15 protein-coding genes and 4 tRNA genes are annotated in these 20,181 nt (G+C 60.4%); 2 read left to right on the top strand and 17 right to left on the bottom strand.

Translation table 11 applies throughout. The features are described 5' to 3' along the window. Window positions 1-240: 240 nt before the first annotated feature. The 7 genes from B723_RS15925 to leuC all read right to left on the bottom strand — a co-directional run bounded on the left by B723_RS15925 (window position 241) and on the right by leuC (window position 9,630). A complete protein-coding gene (locus tag B723_RS15925; RefSeq protein ID WP_017337635.1) occupies window positions 241-2,877 on the bottom strand; it encodes a FimV/HubP family polar landmark protein in 2,637 nt (878 codons plus the stop codon). Between the two features lie 206 nt (window positions 2,878-3,083). Next, window positions 3,084-4,094: an aspartate-semialdehyde dehydrogenase gene (locus tag B723_RS15920; RefSeq protein ID WP_017337634.1), complete on the bottom strand. Its 1,011-nt coding sequence runs from the start codon at window positions 4,092-4,094 to the stop codon at window positions 3,084-3,086. Window positions 4,095-4,338: 244 nt separating this feature from the next. Further along, a complete protein-coding gene (gene asd / locus B723_RS15915) occupies window positions 4,339-5,451 on the bottom strand; it encodes an aspartate-semialdehyde dehydrogenase (RefSeq protein WP_017337633.1) in 1,113 nt (370 codons plus the stop codon). Window positions 5,452-5,519: 68 nt separating this feature from the next. After that, window positions 5,520-6,602 (bottom strand): 3-isopropylmalate dehydrogenase, encoded by a 1,083-nt coding sequence (gene leuB, locus B723_RS15910; RefSeq protein ID WP_017337632.1) that lies wholly within the window; start codon window positions 6,600-6,602, stop codon window positions 5,520-5,522. Between the two features lie 51 nt (window positions 6,603-6,653). Further along, window positions 6,654-7,421, bottom strand: coding sequence for a class I SAM-dependent methyltransferase (locus tag B723_RS15905; protein WP_017337631.1), 768 nt, complete (start codon window positions 7,419-7,421; stop codon window positions 6,654-6,656). A 135-nt stretch (window positions 7,422-7,556) separates the two neighbouring features. Then, on the bottom strand, window positions 7,557-8,201 hold the full coding sequence (gene leuD, locus B723_RS15900; protein WP_017337630.1) for a 3-isopropylmalate dehydratase small subunit: 645 nt from the start codon (window positions 8,199-8,201) through the stop codon (window positions 7,557-7,559). Window positions 8,202-8,211: 10 nt separating this feature from the next. Then, a complete protein-coding gene (gene leuC / locus B723_RS15895; protein ID WP_017337629.1) occupies window positions 8,212-9,630 on the bottom strand; it encodes a 3-isopropylmalate dehydratase large subunit in 1,419 nt (472 codons plus the stop codon). Between the two features lie 147 nt (window positions 9,631-9,777). Between leuC and B723_RS15890 the strand changes: the two genes are divergently transcribed. Both B723_RS15890 and B723_RS15885 read left to right on the top strand, forming a co-directional pair. After that, the gene (locus B723_RS15890) at window positions 9,778-10,668 is read left to right on the top strand and encodes a LysR family transcriptional regulator (protein ID WP_017337628.1); all 891 of its coding nucleotides are present in this window, start codon (window positions 9,778-9,780) and stop codon (window positions 10,666-10,668) included. A 66-nt stretch (window positions 10,669-10,734) separates the two neighbouring features. Next, window positions 10,735-14,013, top strand: a complete 3,279-nt coding sequence (locus B723_RS15885) for a PAS domain S-box protein (protein WP_017337627.1) — start codon at window positions 10,735-10,737, stop codon at window positions 14,011-14,013. Between the two features lie 88 nt (window positions 14,014-14,101). On the opposite strand, the gene B723_RS15880 is transcribed toward B723_RS15885, so the two are convergent. The 10 genes from B723_RS15880 to gltX form a co-directional block, all read right to left on the bottom strand. Next, window positions 14,102-14,548: an Hsp20 family protein gene (locus B723_RS15880; RefSeq protein WP_017337626.1), complete on the bottom strand. Its 447-nt coding sequence runs from the start codon at window positions 14,546-14,548 to the stop codon at window positions 14,102-14,104. Between the two features lie 120 nt (window positions 14,549-14,668). Continuing rightward, on the bottom strand, window positions 14,669-15,628 hold the full coding sequence (locus tag B723_RS15875; protein ID WP_017337625.1) for a tRNA dihydrouridine synthase: 960 nt from the start codon (window positions 15,626-15,628) through the stop codon (window positions 14,669-14,671). 109 nt (window positions 15,629-15,737) lie between these two features. After that, window positions 15,738-16,175, bottom strand: a complete 438-nt coding sequence (locus B723_RS15870) for an acyl-CoA thioesterase (RefSeq protein ID WP_017337624.1) — start codon at window positions 16,173-16,175, stop codon at window positions 15,738-15,740. 48 nt (window positions 16,176-16,223) lie between these two features. Next, a complete protein-coding gene (locus B723_RS15865) occupies window positions 16,224-17,057 on the bottom strand; it encodes an alpha/beta fold hydrolase (protein ID WP_017337623.1) in 834 nt (277 codons plus the stop codon). A 31-nt stretch (window positions 17,058-17,088) separates the two neighbouring features. Further along, window positions 17,089-17,628: a TetR/AcrR family transcriptional regulator gene (locus B723_RS15860; protein ID WP_017337622.1), complete on the bottom strand. Its 540-nt coding sequence runs from the start codon at window positions 17,626-17,628 to the stop codon at window positions 17,089-17,091. 184 nt (window positions 17,629-17,812) lie between these two features. Beyond that, a tRNA-Glu gene (locus tag B723_RS15855) sits at window positions 17,813-17,888 on the bottom strand. Window positions 17,889-17,968: 80 nt separating this feature from the next. Further along, window positions 17,969-18,044, bottom strand: a tRNA-Ala gene (locus B723_RS15850). A gap of 53 nt (window positions 18,045-18,097) precedes the next feature. Continuing rightward, window positions 18,098-18,173, bottom strand: a tRNA-Glu gene (locus tag B723_RS15845). A 79-nt stretch (window positions 18,174-18,252) separates the two neighbouring features. Beyond that, window positions 18,253-18,328 (bottom strand) — tRNA-Ala (locus tag B723_RS15840). 236 nt (window positions 18,329-18,564) lie between these two features. Further along, window positions 18,565-20,046, bottom strand: coding sequence for a glutamate--tRNA ligase (gltX, locus tag B723_RS15835; protein WP_017339644.1), 1,482 nt, complete (start codon window positions 20,044-20,046; stop codon window positions 18,565-18,567). Window positions 20,047-20,181 lie beyond the last annotated feature (135 nt).

The raw sequence follows: 20,181 nt of genomic DNA, 5'->3' as shown, positions 1-20,181 counted from the left end.
TAAGGCCGTCGGACCGGGACGCCAGAGGCGCGTGCCGTTTGTGCCGTTGCAGCGCCCATGCCGACCTCTTTATATAGATAGCCTACCCGGCCGTTCGGTGCGTTTTATGAGGATTTGCTGGCTTAAGAAAATCAAATGTCGGTGCGGGCTTGCCGGCTCGCACATTGAATTGCGCCACTCCCAAGAAACAAAAACGGCAGCCTCAAAGGGCTGCCGTTTTGTTTACGCTTTACCGATCAATCAAGCCAGACGCGCAAGCATTTCCTTGGCTTCGCTCTTCTGACCCGCATCACCTTCGGTCACGACTTCGTTGAGGATGTCCCGTGCGCCGTCGGCGTCGCCCATGTCGATGTAGGCCTGGGCCAGGTCGAGTTTGGTGGCGACTTCGTCGGTGCCAGAGAGGAAATCGAATTCCGGTTCGTCCGCGGCGGAGGCCAATGCGTCTTCCGCGGTGAAGGTCGGCTCGCTGATGCTCTGGGACAGACGATCCAGCTCGGCGTTGACGTCATCCAGCTCTGCCGCGAAGGCGTCCGGAGCATCCATTTCATCGGCCAGCGACAGATCGAAATCAGCCGGCAGCTCCAGATCGTCCAGCGCCACCTCAGGAACGACCGGCGCTTCAGCGGCAGGCAGGTCCTTGACGTCGTCATCCAGGCTCAACAGGAAATCGTCTTCAGCGAGGGTCGCTGGCGACGCGTCGCCACCGAGGTCCATGTCCAGGTCGAAGTCCGACAGGTCGTCGAGATTTTCCTTGATTTCAGTCTGCTGCTGCAGCACCGACTCAAAGCTCAGGTCGTCGTCCAGCGGGAATTCATCCAGTTCGGCCAAAGCCTCTGGCGAAGGCGTCGGCTCAGGCTCAGCCACCGCCGGAGAAGCATTTTCCAGATCATCCAGACTCAGATCAAACGCGCTATCGAAATCGTCATCAGCCAGTGCCGGGGCCGGGGCCGGGGCTTCGGGCTCGTCCATCAGCAGGTCCTTGACGTACTGGGCGTCCAGTTCGGCGGCGACAGCCGCAGCCGCCAGGCCACCCGCCACGACGACCGCCATGGCCGGGAAGCGGCTTTTCAGCTCTTCGACACGGGCAAAGTTTTCGCCGTTGGCCACGAGCTGACGCTCCTGGGCCACGAACGCATCGCGATCGCCCTGCTGACCGTAGACTTCCATCAGCTTCAGACGCAGGTCACTGCGCTGAGGTTCTTGTTTGATGCCGTCTTCCAGCAACGCAGCCGCCTGATTCAGGCGACCGGCAGCCATGTGCGACTGCGCCTTGGTCAGCACGTCGTCATCGCGATCAGCGGCAGGCGCGACCAGTGGCGCGGCGATCGGTGGCGTTACCACCACCGGTGCAATCACTGGAGCCGGTGCCGGGGTCGGCGCTGGCGCAGGAGCCGGTGCAGTCGCGAGCTTCACGCTTGGCGGCGGCACTTCCAGACCTTCAAAGCTGCTTTCAGGCAAGTCCAGATCAGCAGAGAACTCCTGCTCCTCGGACAACGCACGCGCCATGCGCAGGTGCTTCTCGGCTTCCTGCTGGGCTTTGCGGCGACGGGCCAGCAATAGCAGCAACAGCAGCAGAACCACCGCCCCGCCACCGACCATGCCCAGCAACCACGGATTGGTCAGCAGTTCATTAAACTTCTGGTCGTCAGATGTTGCAGGCGCTGGCTCGGCAGGCGTCTCGGCCGGGGCCGGCGTTGCTTCAGGGGCCGTCGCCGAAGGGGCTGGCGTCGCCGGCGCGCCTTCGACAGGCGCAGGGGTCGGGCTCAATTCGGCCGAGATGGCCGGCGCCGTCGTCGCAGCAGCCGGCGCACCCGCAGCACCTTCAGCCTGTAACTTGGCCAGTTGATTGTTCTTCAGCTCGATCAGGCGTTGCAGCTTGTCCAGCTGACTTTGCAGATCGGTCATGCGGCTTTTCAGTTCAGCGTTGTCACGACGGGTCGTGTCGAGGCTTTCCTGGGTCACGGCCAGCTTGTTGTTCAAGGCTTTGGCGTCGCCGCCCGCACCTTTGCCACCGGCCTTGCCGGACTCGGCGGACACCAGGCTCAAATTGTCCTTGGCAGCCTGCGCAGGAGTGCCTTCACCGCGAGCGCGTTTGGTCGCGTCGAGTTGCTGCTGCCCTGTTCCAGGCTTGGCTACATAGCGACGGCCCTGACGCCACGCGGTGTTCTGCGCGGCGACTTCAGCAATGGCTTTGGGTTGCGGCACACTGGTGGCCTGCGCCTGATCCGGCAGGCGCAGGACCTGACCGGTCTTCAGCAGGTTGATGTTGCCGTTGATGAACGCATCCGGATTCAGCGCCTGGATGGCCAGCATGGTTTGCTGAACCGAGCCGCCATTACGCGCCTTCGCAGCGATTTCCCACAGGGTATCGCGCGGCGTGGTGGTGTATTCGGTCGGTTTGGCGGCGCCCGTCACGGGGGCAGTGACCGTCTGGGTCGGCGCCGGTTGCGCAGCCGCTTCAGCGGTTTGCGGCGAGAATTTGGATGGATCGAGCAGCACACTGTAATCGCGCAGCAGGCGACCATTGGGCCACATCACCTGAACCAGGAATTTCACCATCGGTTCGGACAGCGGCTTGCTGGAGGTCACACGCAGGACGCTTTTACCACTGGCGTTGAGCACCGGGGTGAAGCTCAGGTCATTGAGGAATGCCTGGCGGTCGACACCGGCCTTGGCGAAATCTTCGGGCGACGCCAGGCTCGGCACCACTTCGGCAGCGGTGAGTTCCTTGACGTCGAGCAATTCGATTTCCGCCACCAGCGGCTGGTTCACCGACGACTTCAGGGTCAGCTCCCCGAGTCCGAGGGCATGCGCCATACCGGAGGACAGCGCCGAGGCGGCCGCTATTGCTAACACCAGTTTGCGAACTTGAACCATAGCCTCATCCTTTGTTTGAACATTCCTCGGCCAGCGAGAAGGTGTTGATAGTCGCTGCCGCAAGGCATTGCGCGCGACGGCGAAGTGTCGTCGCGCGCGAACTTTTCTTGCATGCCCCGGAAAGCCCCGCAGGGTAGCTCGCCTTCAGCAATCCGGCCAGGCATCGCCCGGCTAGAATCATTCTGTAATTTGTTGCCAAGTATCTTTTACAGCAGGTCTTTTATCAACAATTCAGCCACCTGCACAGCATTGAGCGCCGCGCCTTTGCGTACGTTATCTGACGTCAGCCACAAATTAAGTTCCGACGGGTCGTCGATTCCAGCGCGAACCCGACCGACGTAGACCACATCCTGCCCTACCGCATCGCCGACAGCGGTCGGGTAATCACCGGCTTCCACCAGCTCTACACCGGGTGCGTCTTCCAGCGCTTCGTTGATTTTTGCCAGGTCCACGACGCTTGCTGACTGCAAGGTCACACTAAAGCTATCGCCAAAAAACACCGGGGCTTGAATGCAAGTGACGGAAATCTTTAATAAAGGCAAAGCCATGACCTGACGCAGCTCACGCACCAGACGTTTTTCCAGCAGCGTATGGCCTTGATCATCCGGCTTGCCGACTTGCGCCAGCAGGTTGAAAGCCATCTGCCGATCGAAAAAAGTCGGCTCCAGCGGACGCACATTGAGCAGTTCTGCGGTTTGGCGTGCCAGCTCAGTAACGGCTTCGCGGCCCTGGGCAGAAACGGCCAGACTGGCGGTCACATTGACGCGTTGCAAGTCGAGCAGACCAAGCAACGGTGCGAGCACCACGGCCAATGTGGTGGCCGACGGGCTTGGGCTGCTGACCTGGAATGGCTTTTTCAGGCCGGCCAACACCCGGGCATTGGCTTCCGGCACCACTTGCGGCGCCTGATCGGCCGGCAAGGCGCCGGACAGATCGATCAGCGAGCACCCGGCGGCCGTGGCGCGCGAGGCGAAACTCAAGGTCACCGCCGGGCCTGCGGCGAAAAACACCAACTGCACTTTGCTGAAGTCGAACTCATCGACTTCCCGCACCCGCACGTTCTTGCCGCGAAACGGCACCGAATGCCCGGCGGATTCGCTACTGGCCAGCAGGTGCAAATTGCCGACCGGAAAGTCGCGTTCTTCGAGTATCTGCACCAGCGTTTCGCCAACAGTACCGGTGGCGCCGATCACGGCAATATCAAAGGACTGGCTCATGGTTCTACCTCTGGCGAAACGGGGGGAGCGGCACTTTACCGGGTGGGTGGCGTGCAGGCAATTCGGCCTGGGTCTGCGGCGTCTGTTCCGGCCCCTTCGCGAGCAAGCCCGCTTGTGTCTAGGCCTAGAGATAAACTCTGGGGTGAGAGGGGTGGATGGCAAGCACCTGATCAATGTCAGACTACCGGGAATAAAAAAACCCGCACCTCTTTCAAGGCACGGGCTCTTTCATTGCTTCAATCAATCAACGCTCAAGCAGAATCCGCAGCATGCGACGCAGCGGCTCGGCCGCGCCCCACAGCAGCTGGTCGCCGACGGTGAACGCGCCGACGAACTGCGAACCCATGTTCAGCTTGCGCAGACGACCCACCGGAACATTCAGGGTGCCGGTGACCTTGGTCGGGCTCAGCTCCTGCATGCTGATGTCGCGGTTGTTCGGCACCAGCTTGACCCATGGGTTGTGCTGGCTGATCAGCCCTTCGATGTCGGCGATCGGCACATCTTTGTTCAGCTTGATGGTCAGCGCCTGGCTGTGGCAACGCATGGCGCCGATGCGTACGCAGATGCCATCCACCGGGATCGGGCTCTTGAAGCGACCGAGGATCTTGTTGGTCTCGGCCTGGGCTTTCCACTCTTCGCGGCTCTGACCGTTCGGCAGTTCCTTGTCGATCCACGGGATCAGGCTGCCGGCCAACGGTACACCGAAGTTTTCGGTCGGGTACGCGTCGCTGCGCATGGCTTCGGCGACACGGCGGTCGATGTCGAGGATGGCACTGGCCGGGTCGGCCAGTTGATCGGCGACAGAGGCGTGAGTCACACCCATTTGCTTGATCAGTTCACGCATGTGCTGCGCGCCGCCACCGGAGGCCGCCTGATAAGTCATAGCGCTCATCCACTCGACCAGACCGGCCTCGAACAGACCGCCCAGGCCCATCAGCATCAGGCTGACGGTGCAGTTGCCGCCGATGTAGTTCTTGGTGCCCGCGTCGAGCTGCTGATCGATGACCTTGCGGTTCACCGGGTCCAGCACGATCACCGCGTCATCCTGCATGCGCAGGCTGGAAGCGGCGTCGATCCAGTAACCCTGCCAGCCGGCTTCGCGCAGTTTCGGGAAGACTTCGCTGGTGTAGTCGCCACCCTGGCAGGTCAGAATCACGTCGAGGGTTTTCAGCTCTTCAATGCTGTAAGCGTCCTTGAGCGGAGCAATGTCCTTGCCCACGGACGGGCCTTGGCCACCGACATTGGAAGTGGTGAAAAACACCGGCTCGATAAGATCGAAATCCTGCTCTTCCAGCATCCGCTGCATGAGCACGGAACCGACCATACCGCGCCAACCGATCAGACCTACACGTTTCATCGCAACTACACCTTCTTAAAAAGTGGGCCGCTGCTTTCAAGAGTGAAAGTTGCAGCGGGCCCGAGAGATTACAGATTCCGCAGCGCGGCGACTACTGCGTCACCCATTTCCTGCGTACCGACTTTAGTGCAACCGGTCGACCAGATGTCACCCGTACGCAGGCCTTGGTCCAGAACCAGACTGACGGCTTTCTCGATCGCATCCGCCGCGCCCTGCTGGTTGAAGCTGTAGCGCAACATCATCGACACCGACAAAATGGTCGCCAGCGGGTTGGCGATGCCTTTGCCCGCGATGTCCGGCGCAGAGCCGTGGCACGGCTCGTACATGCCCTTGTTGTGGGTGTCCAGGGACGCCGAGGGCAGCATGCCGATGGAACCGGTGAGCATCGACGCCTGGTCGGACAGGATGTCGCCAAACATGTTGTCGGTGACGATCACGTCGAACTGCTTCGGTGCACGCACCAGTTGCATGGCGGCGTTGTCGACGTACATGTGGCTCAGTTCGACTTCCGGGTAATCCTTGGCCACTTCCTCGACGATTTCACGCCACAACTGGCTGGAAGCCAGGACGTTGGCCTTGTCCACCGAGCACAGCTTCTTGCCACGTACCATGGCCATGTCGAAACCGACACGGGCGATGCGGCGGATTTCGCTTTCGCTGTACGGCAGCGTGTCGTAGGACTGACGCTCGCCGTTTTCCAGGGTACGGGTGCCGCGTGGCGCGCCGAAGTAGATACCGCCGGTCAGTTCGCGAACGATCAGGATGTCCAGACCGGAAACGATTTCGGCTTTCAGGCTGGAAGCCTCGGCCAGTTGCGGGTACAGGATTGCCGGGCGCAGGTTGCCGAACAGGCCCAGTTGCGCACGAATTTTCAGCAGGCCGCGCTCAGGACGGATGTCACGCTCGATGGCGTCCCATTTCGGACCGCCCACGGCGCCCAGCAAGACAGCGTCGGCTGCGCGGGCACGTTCCAGGGTTTCGTCGGCCAGTGGCACGCCGTGCTTGTCGATGGCGGCGCCGCCGATCACGTCGTGGCTCAGCTCGAAGCCCAGGTTGTACTTGTCGTTGGCCAGTTCCAGCACCTTGACCGCTTCGGCCATGATTTCCGGACCAATGCCGTCACCCGGGAGAATCAGAATCTGCTTGCTCATGCTTTCCTCATGTCTTCAGTCGGTGTGCCCTTGAGCACACCCGGAAAAATTCTATCGCTCGGCCATCAGCACAAGCACATCGGTACTGAATGAACCATCGGGTTCAATCTCAAAATATTCGCGCACTTCATTGCCCATGGACTGCTGCAACTCGCGGATCGCGGCGCGCATCACCTGTGGCGTGCGCATGCGCTCGACCCAGCTGTTGTACTCCAGACGCAGGCGCTGGCGCGTGGTGCTGCGAGTGTGCAGCCCCGCCTCGCTGACCTGGCGCAACCACTCGCCGGCGGAATAATCGCGCACATGGCTGGTGTCGCGCAGCACTTCGACGCTTTGCAGATAAGTGTCGAACAACGGACTGCCCGGTGACAACACATCGACGAACGCCGCCACGCCGCCCGGCTTCAGTACCCGACGGACTTCGCGCAGGGCCAGGCCGAGATCGCTCCAATGGTGCGCCGAATAACGGCTGAACACGAAGTCGAACTCGCCATCGGCGAACGGCAGGCGTTCGGCGGCGCCGAGGGCCGTGGTCACGTTACTCAAACCGCGGTCAACGGCGGCGGCGGCGACCACGTCGAGCATTTGCTGGGACAGGTCGTAGGCCACCACTTCCTTGACCAGCGGGGCCACGTGAAAACTCACGTGGCCGGCGCCGCAACCCAGGTCCAGCACTCGGGCATCGCCCTGCCCGGCCACTTCGGCTTGCAGCAGTGCGAATTCGGTGCCTTGAGCGTGCACGGCGCTGCTCAGATAGGCTGCGGCCTGTTCACCGAATTGCTTTTGTACAACCTGAGTGTGCTGGGCGGTGCTGGTCATAGTCATATCCTTGATATGTGTGTTGTCTGAACTGTCGTCATCGCCAGCAAGCTCGTTCCCACAGGGTTTTGTGAACGCCGCAAATCAATGTGGGGCCAGCCTGCTGGCGATGGCGTCATCACGCCTTACGCAAACTTACGCGTCGCGAAACAACCAGGGCTGGCTAGCCCGGTGCCTGGCTTCAAACGTCGCAATCGCCTCGTGGTCCTGCAAGGTCAAACCAATGTCGTCCAGGCCATTGAGCAGGCAATGCTTACGGAATGCGTCGATTTCGAAGCTCAACACTTTGCCATCTGGCCGGGTCACGGTCTGAGCTTCGAGATCCACCTGCAACTGGTAGCCAGGATTCGCTTCAACCTGCTGGAACAGCTCATCCACCTCAGCGTCGCTCAAGATGATCGGCAGCAAGCCGTTCTTGAAGCTGTTGTTGAAGAAGATGTCGGCGTAGCTCGGCGCAATGATGCTGCGGAAACCGTACTCTTCCAGCGCCCATGGCGCGTGTTCACGGCTGGAGCCGCAACCGAAGTTTTCGCGGGCCAGCAACACGCTGGCGCCTTGATAACGCTCGGCATTGAGGACAAAGTCCTTGTTCAGCGGACGCTTGGAGTTGTCCTGATACGGCTGGCCCACATCCAGATAACGCCACTCATCGAACAGGTTCGGGCCAAAACCGGTGCGCTTGATCGACTTCAGGAACTGCTTCGGAATGATCTGGTCGGTGTCGACGTTGGCACGATCCAGAGGCGCGACAAGACCAGTGTGCTGGGTAAAAGCTTTCATGCTGCGCTCCTTAGATCAATTCACGGACGTCGACAAAACGACCGTTCACAGCGGCGGCGGCGGCCATGGCCGGGCTCACGAGGTGGGTACGACCACCGGCGCCCTGACGGCCTTCAAAGTTACGGTTGGAGGTCGATGCGCAATGCTCGCCCGACTCCAAACGGTCCGGGTTCATCGCCAGGCACATCGAGCAACCCGGCTCGCGCCATTCAAAACCGGCGTCGAGGAAAATCTTGTCCAGGCCTTCCGACTCGGCCTGCGCCTTCACCAGACCCGAACCTGGCACCACAATGGCCTGCTTGATGGTCGAAGCCACTTTGCGGCCCTTGGCGATGACGGCTGCAGCGCGCAGGTCTTCGATCCGCGAGTTGGTGCAGGAGCCAATGAAAACACGGTCGAGCTGGATGTCGGTGATCGCCTGATTGGCGGTCAAACCCATGTATTTCAAAGCGCGTTCGATGGAGCCACGCTTGACCAGGTCCATTTCCTTCGCAGGATCGGGAACGTTCTGGTCAACGGCCAACACCATCTCGGGCGAGGTGCCCCAGCTGACTTGCGGCTTGATCTCGGTCGCGTCGAGCTCGACGATGGTGTCGAACGTGGCGTCTTTATCCGTCACCAGGTCTTTCCAGGCTTCGACAGCCAAGTCCCATTCCGCGCCTTTCGGGGCAAATGGACGACCCTTCACATAAGCCACGGTTTTTTCATCCGCTGCCACCAGGCCTACGCGAGCGCCGGCCTCGATGGACATGTTGCAGATGGTCATGCGGCCTTCGACCGACAGATCGCGAATCGCGCTACCGGCGAACTCGATCGCATGGCCGTTACCGCCGGCGGTGCCGATCTTGCCAATGACCGCGAGAACGATGTCCTTGGCCGTCACGCCGAACGGCAATTTGCCTTCGACGGACACCAGCATGTTCTTCATTTTCTTGGCGACCAGGCACTGGGTGGCGAGTACGTGCTCGACCTCGGAAGTGCCGATACCGTGAGCCAGAGCACCGAATGCGCCGTGGGTCGAGGTGTGGGAGTCGCCGCAAACCACGGTCATGCCCGGCAAGGTCGCGCCCTGCTCCGGGCCGATCACGTGCACGATGCCTTGACGCACATCATTCATCTTGAATTCGACGATGCCATATTCATCGCAGTTGTCGTCGAGGGTCTGAACCTGCAAACGCGAGACCTGGTCGACAATGGCGTCAATGCCGCCCTTGCGCTCCGGCGTGGTCGGTACGTTGTGGTCCGGGGTCGCGATGTTGGCATCGATGCGCCAAGGCTTGCGCCCGGCCAGACGCAGGCCTTCAAAGGCTTGCGGCGAGGTCACTTCGTGGATGATGTGACGATCGATGTAGATCAGCGCAGAGCCATCGTCGCGCTGCTTGACCAAATGCGAATCCCAGAGCTTGTCGTAGAGCGTTTTGCCGGCCATCAGACGGTTCCTCATCAGCTTGTTTCTATGCCCCGGGTCTTGAGAATTTCAATAACCCTTTGGCTTGTGAGGTCGATCCTAGGGGGTTACATTAAATAACTCAAATTCATATTTTTTATGCTTTGGATAACCAACTGGAATACAGCAATGGACCTCGCCAACCTCAATGCCTTTATTGCCATCGCCGAGACCGGAAGCTTCTCCGGCGCCGGTGAACGGCTGCACCTGACACAGCCGGCGATCAGCAAACGCATTGCCGGGCTGGAGCAGCAGTTGAAGGTGCGCCTGTTTGACCGCCTGGGCCGCGAAGTCGGGCTGACCGAGGCCGGTCGCGCCCTGCTGCCACGGGCTTATCAGATTCTGAACGTGCTGGACGACACCCGCCGCGCCCTGACCAACCTGACCGGCGAAGTCAGCGGCCGCCTGACCCTGGCCACCAGTCACCACATCGGCCTGCACCGTTTGCCGCCCTTATTGAGGGAATTCACCCGCCGTTACCCGCAAGTCGCGCTGGATATCCAGTTCCTCGATTCGGAAGTGGCCTACGAAGAAATTCTCCACGGCCGTGCCGAACTGGCGGTCATCACCCTCGCGCCGGAGCCCCACGCGCTGGTCAAGGCCACGCCGGTGTGGGACGACCCGCTGGATTTCGTGGTCGCCCCGGAGCATTCATTGATCAGCAATGGCGCGGTGACCCTGGCGGACATTGCCCTGCACCCGGCCGTATTCCCCGGCGGCAACACCTTTACTCACCACATCGTCCAGCGCCTGTTCGAAGCGCAAGGCCTGACGCCGAATATCGCCATGAGCACGAATTATCTGGAAACCATCAAGATGATGGTCTCGATCGGCCTGGCCTGGAGCGTGTTGCCGCGCACCATGCTCGACGATCAAGTTGCACGAATACCTTTGCCGGGCATACAACTGTCTCGCCAGCTAGGCTATATCTTGCACACCGAACGGACGCTGTCGAACGCAGCACGGGCCTTCATGGCCTTGCTGGATGCACAAATCGATTTGCCAGGGACTCCAGGCTAACTTGTGCTACGCCTATAGAGCCGCGAATTCCTGTGCCTAACGCCCAATTCAGCCCAAGGCCTGCCAATGCCGAAATCTGTTGACCGTATTCCGCCGATGCCACGTATACAGGCGCTTGACCCGAAACGGTCCGAGCAGAGCTGGGAAAGCGCGCCGCAGTTGCTGGCCGCCCTCAACGGCGCACGGCTGGGCGCCTGGTATTGGGACATTGAGCGCGGGCAGATCAGCTGGTCGCGGGGCACGCAGGCTTTGTTCGGCTTCGATCCCCGGCAGCCGTTGCCGGCCGACCTGGAATACCTCGACCTGCTGCCGCCCGAAGATCGGGCCAAAACCATTCGCGCGTTCCACGCGGTGATTGCCGGCGCCCCGCTGGAGCAGGCGATGCACCACCGCATCCGCTGGCCCGATGGCAGCCTGCACTGGCTGGAGATCAATGGCAGTTTGCTGCCGGATAAACACGGTCGGCCGCGCATGATCGGGGTGATCCGCGAAATCACCCATCAGCGCCAGCGTGAACAGGCCCTGAGCAGCTCGGAAAAACGTTTCGCGACGCTGTTTCACCTGTGTCCGAACATGGTGCTGCTGACCCGCCAGGAAGACGGCCTGATCACCGAAGCCAACCAGTATTTCGAAAGCCTGTTCGGCTGGCCGGTGCAAAACGCGATTGGCCGCACCACCATTGAACTGGGTTTGTGGGTTCACCCTGAGCAACGGGAGAAACTGGTCAAGGCGACCAAGGCCAAAGGCGAATTGGTCAGTATGGAAGTGCAGTTTCGGGCCAGCAATGGCCAGGTCCACGACGGCATCCTCAGCGCGCAGAAAGTCGAACTCGAGGGCCAGCCCTTTCTGCTCAGCACCTTCCTCGACACCACTGAGCGCAAGATCGCCGAGCTCGCCCTGAAAGACAGCCAGGAACGCCTTGATCTGGCGCTGGACTCGGCACAACTCGGCACTTGGGACTGGCACATTCCCAGCGGCATGCTTTACGGCTCGGCCCGGGCCGCGCAACTGCACGGGCTGGATCCCATACCGTTCCATGAGTCGTTCGAAGCGTTTTTCGAAGGTGTGCCCGGCGAAGAGCGCGACAGCATGCGCGATGCCTACCGCAGCCTGCGCGAAGGCCCGGCGGGCAACTATCAGCTGACCTACCGCGTGCAACTTGAGGACGGCACTTCGCGCTACCTGGAAAGCCGCGCCCGCCTCTATCGCGATGAAAACGGCGCCCCGTTGCGCATGGCCGGCACCTTGCTGGACATCACCGATCAGGTCGAGCGCGAACAGAAACTGGTCGCCTCCGAAGAAAAGTTTGCCACCCTGTTCCAGGTCAGTCCGGACCCGATCTGCGTCACTCGCCAGGACACCGGCCAGTTCATCGAGATCAACTCCAGTTTTACCCAGACCTTCGGCTGGAGCACCGTCGAGGTGATTGGCCGCAGCGCCGACGAAATCGGCCTGTGGGACGCGTCGGCAAAAAGCCTGCGCCGGATCGAGCAAGTCATCCGCGAACAGGGCCTGAACAACGTGGCCATCCTCGTTCAGCACAAGGACGGCCAATCGCTGACCTGCGTGATATCCAGTCGACAAATCAGCGTCGGCGACCAGCCGTGCATCGTCACCACCTTGCGCGACATCACCCAGCAACAACGTTCGGAAGCGGCGCTCAAGGCCAGCGAAGAGAAGTTCGCCAAGGCCTTCCACTCCAGCCCTGACGCCATCACCATCACCGAGCGCGACACCGGGCGTTATCTGGAGGTCAATGATGGTTTCTGCCGACTGACCGGCTATCGCGCCGATGAAGTGGTCGGCCGCACGGTCTACCAGGTCGGCATCTGGGCCGAAGAAAAACAACGCTCGGCGCTGCTGGCCGAGCTACAGATCAAGGGCCGGGTGCATCACCAGGAAATGCTCGGCCGCAACAAGCGCGGCGAACTGCTGACCGTCGAAGTGTCGGTGGAACCGATCACGCTCAACGAAACCGCTTGCCTGCTGCTGACCGCGCGGGACGTCAGCCTGCTGAAAAACGCCGAAGCGCAGATCCGTCACCTGGCCTACCACGACCCGCTGACCAACCTGCCGAACCGCGCACTGTTGATGGACCGCCTGAGCCAGCAGATCGCCCTACTCAAACGCCACAACCTGCGTGGCGCCCTTATGTTTCTCGATCTCGACCACTTCAAGCACATCAACGATTCGCTCGGCCACCCGGTGGGCGACACGGTGCTGAAGATCATCACCGCCCGCCTTGAAGCCAGCGTGCGCATGGAAGACACCGTCGCCCGGCTGGGCGGCGACGAATTCGTGGTGTTGCTCAGCGGCCTGGAAGGCTCGCGTAATGAAGTCAGCGCCCAGGTCCGTGACCTCGCGGACACCTTGCGCGAGCTGTTGTCCGAACCGATGTTCCTTGATGGTCAACGCCTGCAAGTGACGCCGAGTATCGGCATCGCGCTGATTCCCGATCACGGCTCGACCCCGACCGACCTGCTCAAACGCGCCGACATTGCGCTTTATCGGGCCAAGGATTCCGGGCGCAACACCACGCAGATGTACCACAACACCATGCAGAAGGCCGCCAGTGAACGCCTGCGCATGGAAACCGACTTGCGCCTGGCCCTTTCCCGGGGCGAGTTCGAGGTGCATTACCAGCCTCAAGTGGATGCTCGCGACAACCGTATCGTCGGCGCCGAAGCGCTGGTGCGCTGGTGCCACCCGGAACTCGGCGCCCAATCGCCGACCGAATTCATCAAGGTGCTGGAAGACAGCGGGTTGATTCTGGAGGTCGGCACCTGGATCGTCGACGAAGTGTGCGCGGCCTTTAAAAAGTTGATCGCAAAGGGCCTGATCGACCCATTGAATTTCAGCCTGTGCGTGAACATCAGCCCGCGGCAATTCCGCCAGAACGACTTCGTCGAGCGCATCGAGCACAGCCTCTTCAGCCATGGCCTCCCCTGCTCGCTGCTGAAACTGGAAATCACCGAAGGCATCGTCATCCAGAATCTGGAAGACACCATCAGCAAAATGCGTCGCTTGAAAAAAATCGGCGTGAGCTTCGCCATGGACGACTTCGGCACCGGTTATTCCTCGCTGACCTACCTCAAGCGACTGCCGGTGGACACGCTGAAAATCGACCAGTCATTCATCCGCGACGCCACCACCGACCCCAACGATGCCGAAATCATCCGCGCCATCGTCGCCATGGCTCGCAGCCTGCAATTGAAAGTGATTGCCGAAGGGGTGGAAACCCCGGAGCAGCTTGAGTTCTTGCAGGGGCTGGGTTGCCATTTTTATCAAGGGTATTTGCACAGTTCGCCGCTGCCGGTGGAGGCGTTTCAGAAGCTTCTGAAATAAAGCGGACGGTGTAGGAGCTGCCTTCGGCAGCTCCTACATGGAAAAAGAAAAAAAAGGGCGCCATTGGCGCCCTTTTCATTGCCCTGCCTTAGTGCTGCAGTGCTGGTTTTTGCGTCCCGTTGATCGGGATACGTTTGGCTTTCGCCTCTTCCGGAACCACCCTCAACAGGTCGATGCTCAACAGACCGTTGCTCAGGCCGGCGGCCTTGATTTCGATATGGTCCGCCAGGCGGAAGGACAGTTTGAAGGCCCGCTGCGCGATGCCCTGGTACAGATAAGTGACGTCTTCGTTCGCGTCACGTTTGCCGCCACTGATGGTCAGCACACCTTTTTCCACTTGCAGTTCCAGGTCTTCTTCCTGGAAACCGGCGGCCGCTATGACGATGCGGTATTGGTCGTCGCCGTGTTTTTCAACGTTGTAAGGTGGATAGGTGCTGCCTGGCTCATTGCGCAGTGCGGTTTCGAAAAGGTCGTTGAAACGATCGAAACCGACCGAGGAACGGAACAGTGGTGCCATGGAAAATGCAGTGCTCATGATTCAAATCTCCTGAAAACATATCAGCAAGTTTTTTTGTCTCCGCGACCCGAATTCGGCATCGCGTAATCCTTAAATAAGGACCGCCGATTGCTTTTCAAGAGATTTTTTCAAATTTTTTTAAGCCGCCTCCAACACCTGTAACCCCAGCAAACGCGAGACCTGATCCAGTTCGGTTTCACGGCGCAGGACGGTGAACAGCTCAACCGCTTCGGGATAATTGCGCGTCAGCATCGCCAGCCACTGCTTCAGGCGACCCGGCGATTGGCGCGCCGTCATCTGCGCCTTGGCTTGCAGCCAGAAATCCTGAATCAGCGGCAGCAGTTCGGCCCAGCTCATTTCGACCACTTCTTCACCGGCACGGGCGGCAGCGATTTGCCGGGCCAGGTCCGGACGCGACACCAGCCCGCGGCCGAGCATGATGTCTTCCACGCCGCTGATTTCTCGGCAACGGCGCCAGTCCTCGACGCTCCAGATATCACCATTGGCGAACACCGGAACCTTGACCACCTCCTGCACTCGGGGAATCCACTCCCAATGTGCCGGTGGTTTGTAACCGTCCATCTTGGTCCGCGCATGCACCACGATGTGTTCCGCGCCGCCTTCGGCCAGGGCCGTGGCGCAGACCAGCGAACCGTCAGGGCTGTCGAAGCCCAGGCGCATTTTCGCAGTGACCGGAATGTGCGCTGGAACGGCGCGGCGGACATGCTCGACGATCTGATTCAGCAGCTCAGGCTCTTTGAGCAACACCGCGCCACCGCGCGACTTGTTGACGGTTTTGGCCGGGCAACCGAAATTCAGGTCGATGACTTCGGAGCCCAGCTCGCAGGCCAGCGCGGCGTTTTCCGCCAGGCACACCGGATCGGAGCCCAATAGCTGCACGCGCAAAGGCACGCCAGACGCCGTGCGTGCGCCCGTCAGCAATTCAGGGCCGAACTTGTGGAAATAGGCAGGTGTGAGCAACTGATCGTTGATCCGGATGAACTCGGTGACGCACCAATCGATACCGCCCACACGGGTCAGCACGTCCCGCAGGATGTTGTCGACCAACCCCTCCATGGGTGCCAAAGCAATTTGCATGAAAAACACACTCGACGAAAAACGTGCGGCAGTTTACTGGATTGCCTGTCGAAAGACTTGTTCATACCGCTATGGCGTGGGAGCTTGCTCCCTCGCCACAGCGATCGTGTCAGCTCGGAACCTGCAACGCCGGGCCGTAGCCTTCGATGAATTCGGCGGGCATGCGCTTGGGCTTGCCCGTGGACAATTCGATACAGACAAACGTGGTCTGCGCCCGCAGCAACGTGGTGTTGTCGCTGGGGCGTTTCAGCTGGAAGTGCCGGGTCATTTTCAGACGCTGGTCCCAATCGACGATCCAGGTCGCCAGTTGCAACTCATCGCCCTCATAGGCCGCAGCCAGGTAATCGATCTCGTGCCGCACCACCGCCATCGCCCGATCAAGCCGCCGGTACTCGACCAGGTCCAGGCCAAGCCGCTGAGAGTGGCGCCAGGCGCAGCGCTCGAGCCAGGTCACATACACCGCGTTGTTCGCGTGACCCAACCCGTCGATGTCCTCGGCGCCCACCTCCAGATCAATGATAAATGGCGTTGCCCGATCCCAGCCCATGCCTCACTCCCGGTCAGATTATGTCGACCGGGGCAGTGTAACGGATGCTCAGGCCGATTGGCGCGATTGCAGGCTGCGGCCGGCCAGCAGTGATAACACGCCATCAATCACCCGAGGGTCAGCCAATACCCGTTGATGACCGCCTTCTTCCAGTCGCAACAGACGGCTGTCGAACCAGGCTTCGTGGATCAGCTGGGACTCCTTGACCGGAACGAAGCAGTCGTCTTCGGCGTGAACGATCAGCCCGGGCATGTCGAGTTGATAGTGCGAGACATCCAGTGCAGCGGCACGCATGCCAACGTCTTTCTCTACCTGGCGGATGAACGCCGAACGGGCTTTTGGCGGCAGTCGCACGTAACGGGCAAAACCACGCAGCACCGCGAGAATTCGCGCCGGCGCAGCAATCGTCACCAGGGTTTCAGTGCGCAAACCCAACTGAACGGCGAGCATGGCACTGGCACCGCCCATCGAATGACCGATGACCGCCTGCAGCGGCGGCAACTCGGCGGCGGCCTCAAGCATGGCCCGGGCGAACAGCGCGACGTTTGCTTCATTGCCCGGTGAGCGACCATGGGCAGGGCCATCCAACGCGACGACGGTGTAACCGGCATCCACCAGCGCGGTAATCAGGCTGGCAAACTGCGTCGGCCGGCCTTCCCAACCGTGCATCAGCAACACCGCCGGGCCTTGCCCCCAGCGCAACGCTGAAAGGCCGAAGCGTAAAGTGATGCGCTCGGATTTCGCCAGCAGAGGCAATTCCCAGTCTCGCGGCGGCAGATCCCGCGGCGTCATGAATGCCAGTCGCATTTTGCTTGCGACCAGTTTCGGTGCAAACCAGCCCAAGGTGCCATTAACGCCACGAACCCACTTTAACGTGCTCATCGCTCTCACTCCTCAGGCCATTGCCTTCAGGTCATATCACCGCCGACTTGGCGGCACGCAGCAATCGATCGGATAACTCTCCCGGCCCCAACGCTCGCGCCAGAGCCAAACCACCCACCATCAAGGCCATGTCGGCCAAGGCTTTGTCGGTGTCTTCCGGGCTGGCCGCCAACTGCGCGACCATCATTTCCACATGCTCATTCAACGCCACGCGAAACGCGTCCGGCAGGCGACCCAGCTCACCGACAGACGCCGGGATCGGGCATGCCGACTCAGAGGAATCACGGTGTTTTCGTGACAGGTAAAACGCAGCGACCAAGGCGCGACGTTCTTCGCCGGTCAATTCGGTGTCCATGTCGGCGATCAGGCCACGGCGATGACCGAGCAGTTGCTTGAACGCTTCCAGCATCATTGCGTCCTTGCTTTCGAAGTGCGCATAGAAGCCGCCCACCGTCAGGCCGGCTGCGCCCATCACTTCGCCCACGCTCGGTTCGGCCGGGCCGCGCTGAATCAGCGCTGCGCTGGCGGCCTTGAGGATGCGTTCGCGGGTTTGAGCTTTTTTATCGTTCATCGTTGCCTCCGAATATTACGACTAGAATATTATTCTCATAATAATTTTACGCAAGTCGTGGGTGTGACCGTTGGTCTGAAGCACAGCTTGAAAGAAATGAGGGGATTTGGCCAAACGCCAGACAAACAAAAGGGCCATTCAATAATTGAATGACCCTTATAAAATCCCGCAGAGCGGGTAATCGTGGCGTCCCCTAGGGGACTCGAACCCCTGTTACCGCCGTGAAAGGGCGGTGTCCTAGGCCACTAGACGAAGGGGACGCAAAACCTTCTATACAACTGATCAGTGCTGAGGGCTGATCGATTCAAGGCCGGTGTGGCCAGACCTTGAACTGTAAAATTGGTGGAGCTAAGCGGGATCGAACCGCTGACCTCCTGCATGCCATGCAGGCGCTCTCCCAGCTGAGCTATAGCCCCGGATTTTTCGCCTCGCGGCGGAGCGACATCTTGCAACATCGCTTCTGTAAAACTGGCGTCCCCTAGGGGACTCGAACCCCTGTTACCGCCGTGAAAGGGCGGTGTCCTAGGCCACTAGACGAAGGGGACGCAAACCCTTCTATACAACAGATCAACGCTGAGTGTTGATCGCTTCAAGGCCGGTGTGGCCAGACCTTGAAGTGTAAATTGGTGGAGCTAGACGGGATCGAACCGTCGACCTCTTGCATGCCATGCAAGCGCTCTCCCAGCTGAGCTATAGCCCCTCATCGCTGAGGACGGGGCGAATCTTAATGGCGCTTTGGAAACGTGTCAAATTTATTTTTAACAATTTCCAAAGTTTTTTGCCGACATAACAATCACTTACCGCCCTCCCCCCGGAAAACGGGGGACTTCGGAAAGAACACGGGTCTGTAGAAGCTGGCGCAGCCTGCGATCTTTTTGGCTACGCCGATGAGCAAGATCAAAAGATCGCAGCCTGCGCCAGCTCCTCCTGTGTGGATCAGGCGATGTTGCCGAGGAGTTTTTCCCACTCTTTGTTTTCTTTCTTCGACACGCCGCCCAGCAGGTCGATCGCCTGGCGCAGACGGAAACGCGTCAGGTCCGGGCCGAGGATTTCCATCGCATCCAGCACCGATACCGAACTGGCTTGGCCAGTGATGGCAGCGAACATCAGCGGCATGGCGTCACGCAGTTTCAGCTCGAGGGATTCGACCACCGCCTGAATCGTCGCGGTGATGTTGTCCTTCTCCCACTGACGCAGGCTTTCCAGCTTCCACAGAATCAGTTGCATCAGCTGACGCACCTGGTCGCCCGACAGCTTCTTCGATTCAAACAGCTTGGCATCCGGGTTCACGCCCCCGGCGAAGAAGAATCCGGCCAGCGGTGCGACCTGGCTGAAAGTCTCGACGCGACCCTGCACGTGCGGCGCGATCTTCATCATGTATTCAGGGTTGAGTGCCCAGGTTTGCAGGCGCGAAGCGAACTCTGCCACCGGCAAATCACGCAGCCACTGGCCGTTGAGCCACGACAGCTTCTCGATGTCGAAAATCGGCCCGCCGAGGGAGACGCGGCTCAGGTCGAAGTTGTCGACCATTTCCTGCAGCGAGAACTTCTCGCGCTCGTCCGGCATCGACCAGCCCATGCGCCCGAGGTAGTTGAGCATCGCTTCCGGCATGAAGCCCATACGCTCGTAGAACGTCACAGAGGTGGGGTTCTTGCGCTTGGACAGCTTGCTCTTGTCCGGGTTACGCAGCAGCGGCATGTAGCACAGCTCCGGTTGCTCCCAACCGAAGTATTCGTACAGAAGAATCAGTTTCGGTGCCGAAGGCAGCCATTCTTCGCCGCGCAGGACGTGGGTGATGCCCATCAGGTGGTCATCGACCACGTTGGCCAGGAAGTACGTCGGCAGGCCGTCGGTCTTCATCAGCACTTGCATGTCCATGCGATCCCACGGGATCTCGACGTCGCCACGCAGCATGTCCGGCACCACGCACACGCCTTCGCTTGGCACTTTCATACGGATCACATGTGGCTCGCCGGCGGCCAGGCGGCGCGCGACCTCTTCCTTGGACAGCAACAGTGCACGGCCGTCGTATCGCGGGGTTTCACCGCGAGCCATTTGCTCGGCGCGCATCTGGTCCAGTTCTTCGGCGGTGCAGAAGCACGGGAAGGCGTGACCCATTTCGACCAGTTGCTGGCAGTACTTCTGATAGATGTCGCCGCGCTCGCTCTGACGGTACGGACCGTGCGGGCCGCCGACGTCCGGGCCTTCGCTCCAGTCGATCCCCAACCAGCGCAGGGCGTCGAAAATCTGCTGTTCGGACTCGCGGGTCGAACGCAATTGATCGGTGTCTTCGATCCGCAGGATGAACTCACCGCCGTGCTGCTTGGCAAAGCAGTAGTTGAACAAAGCGATGTAAGCGGTACCTACGTGGGGGTCCCCGGTAGGCGATGGCGCGATGCGCGTGCGGACGGTGGTCATGGCAAGTCTCGAAATGAAGATAAAACAAAGGGCGAATGGTAACAGGCGTTGCCCGCCCGGCTCCAGCGAACAGGGCATTTAAGCCAAGTTTGCGTCTACAACGGGCTCGGGCCGGGATGAATGATGGATTATCAG

Source organism: Pseudomonas fluorescens NCIMB 11764, from assembly GCF_000293885.2.
In the GTDB taxonomy this organism is placed as follows: Bacteria; Pseudomonadota; Gammaproteobacteria; order Pseudomonadales; family Pseudomonadaceae; genus Aquipseudomonas; species Aquipseudomonas fluorescens_B.
The sequence above is the reverse complement of the archived record's forward strand: the minus strand, read 5'-3'. Positions and strand labels throughout refer to the sequence as shown.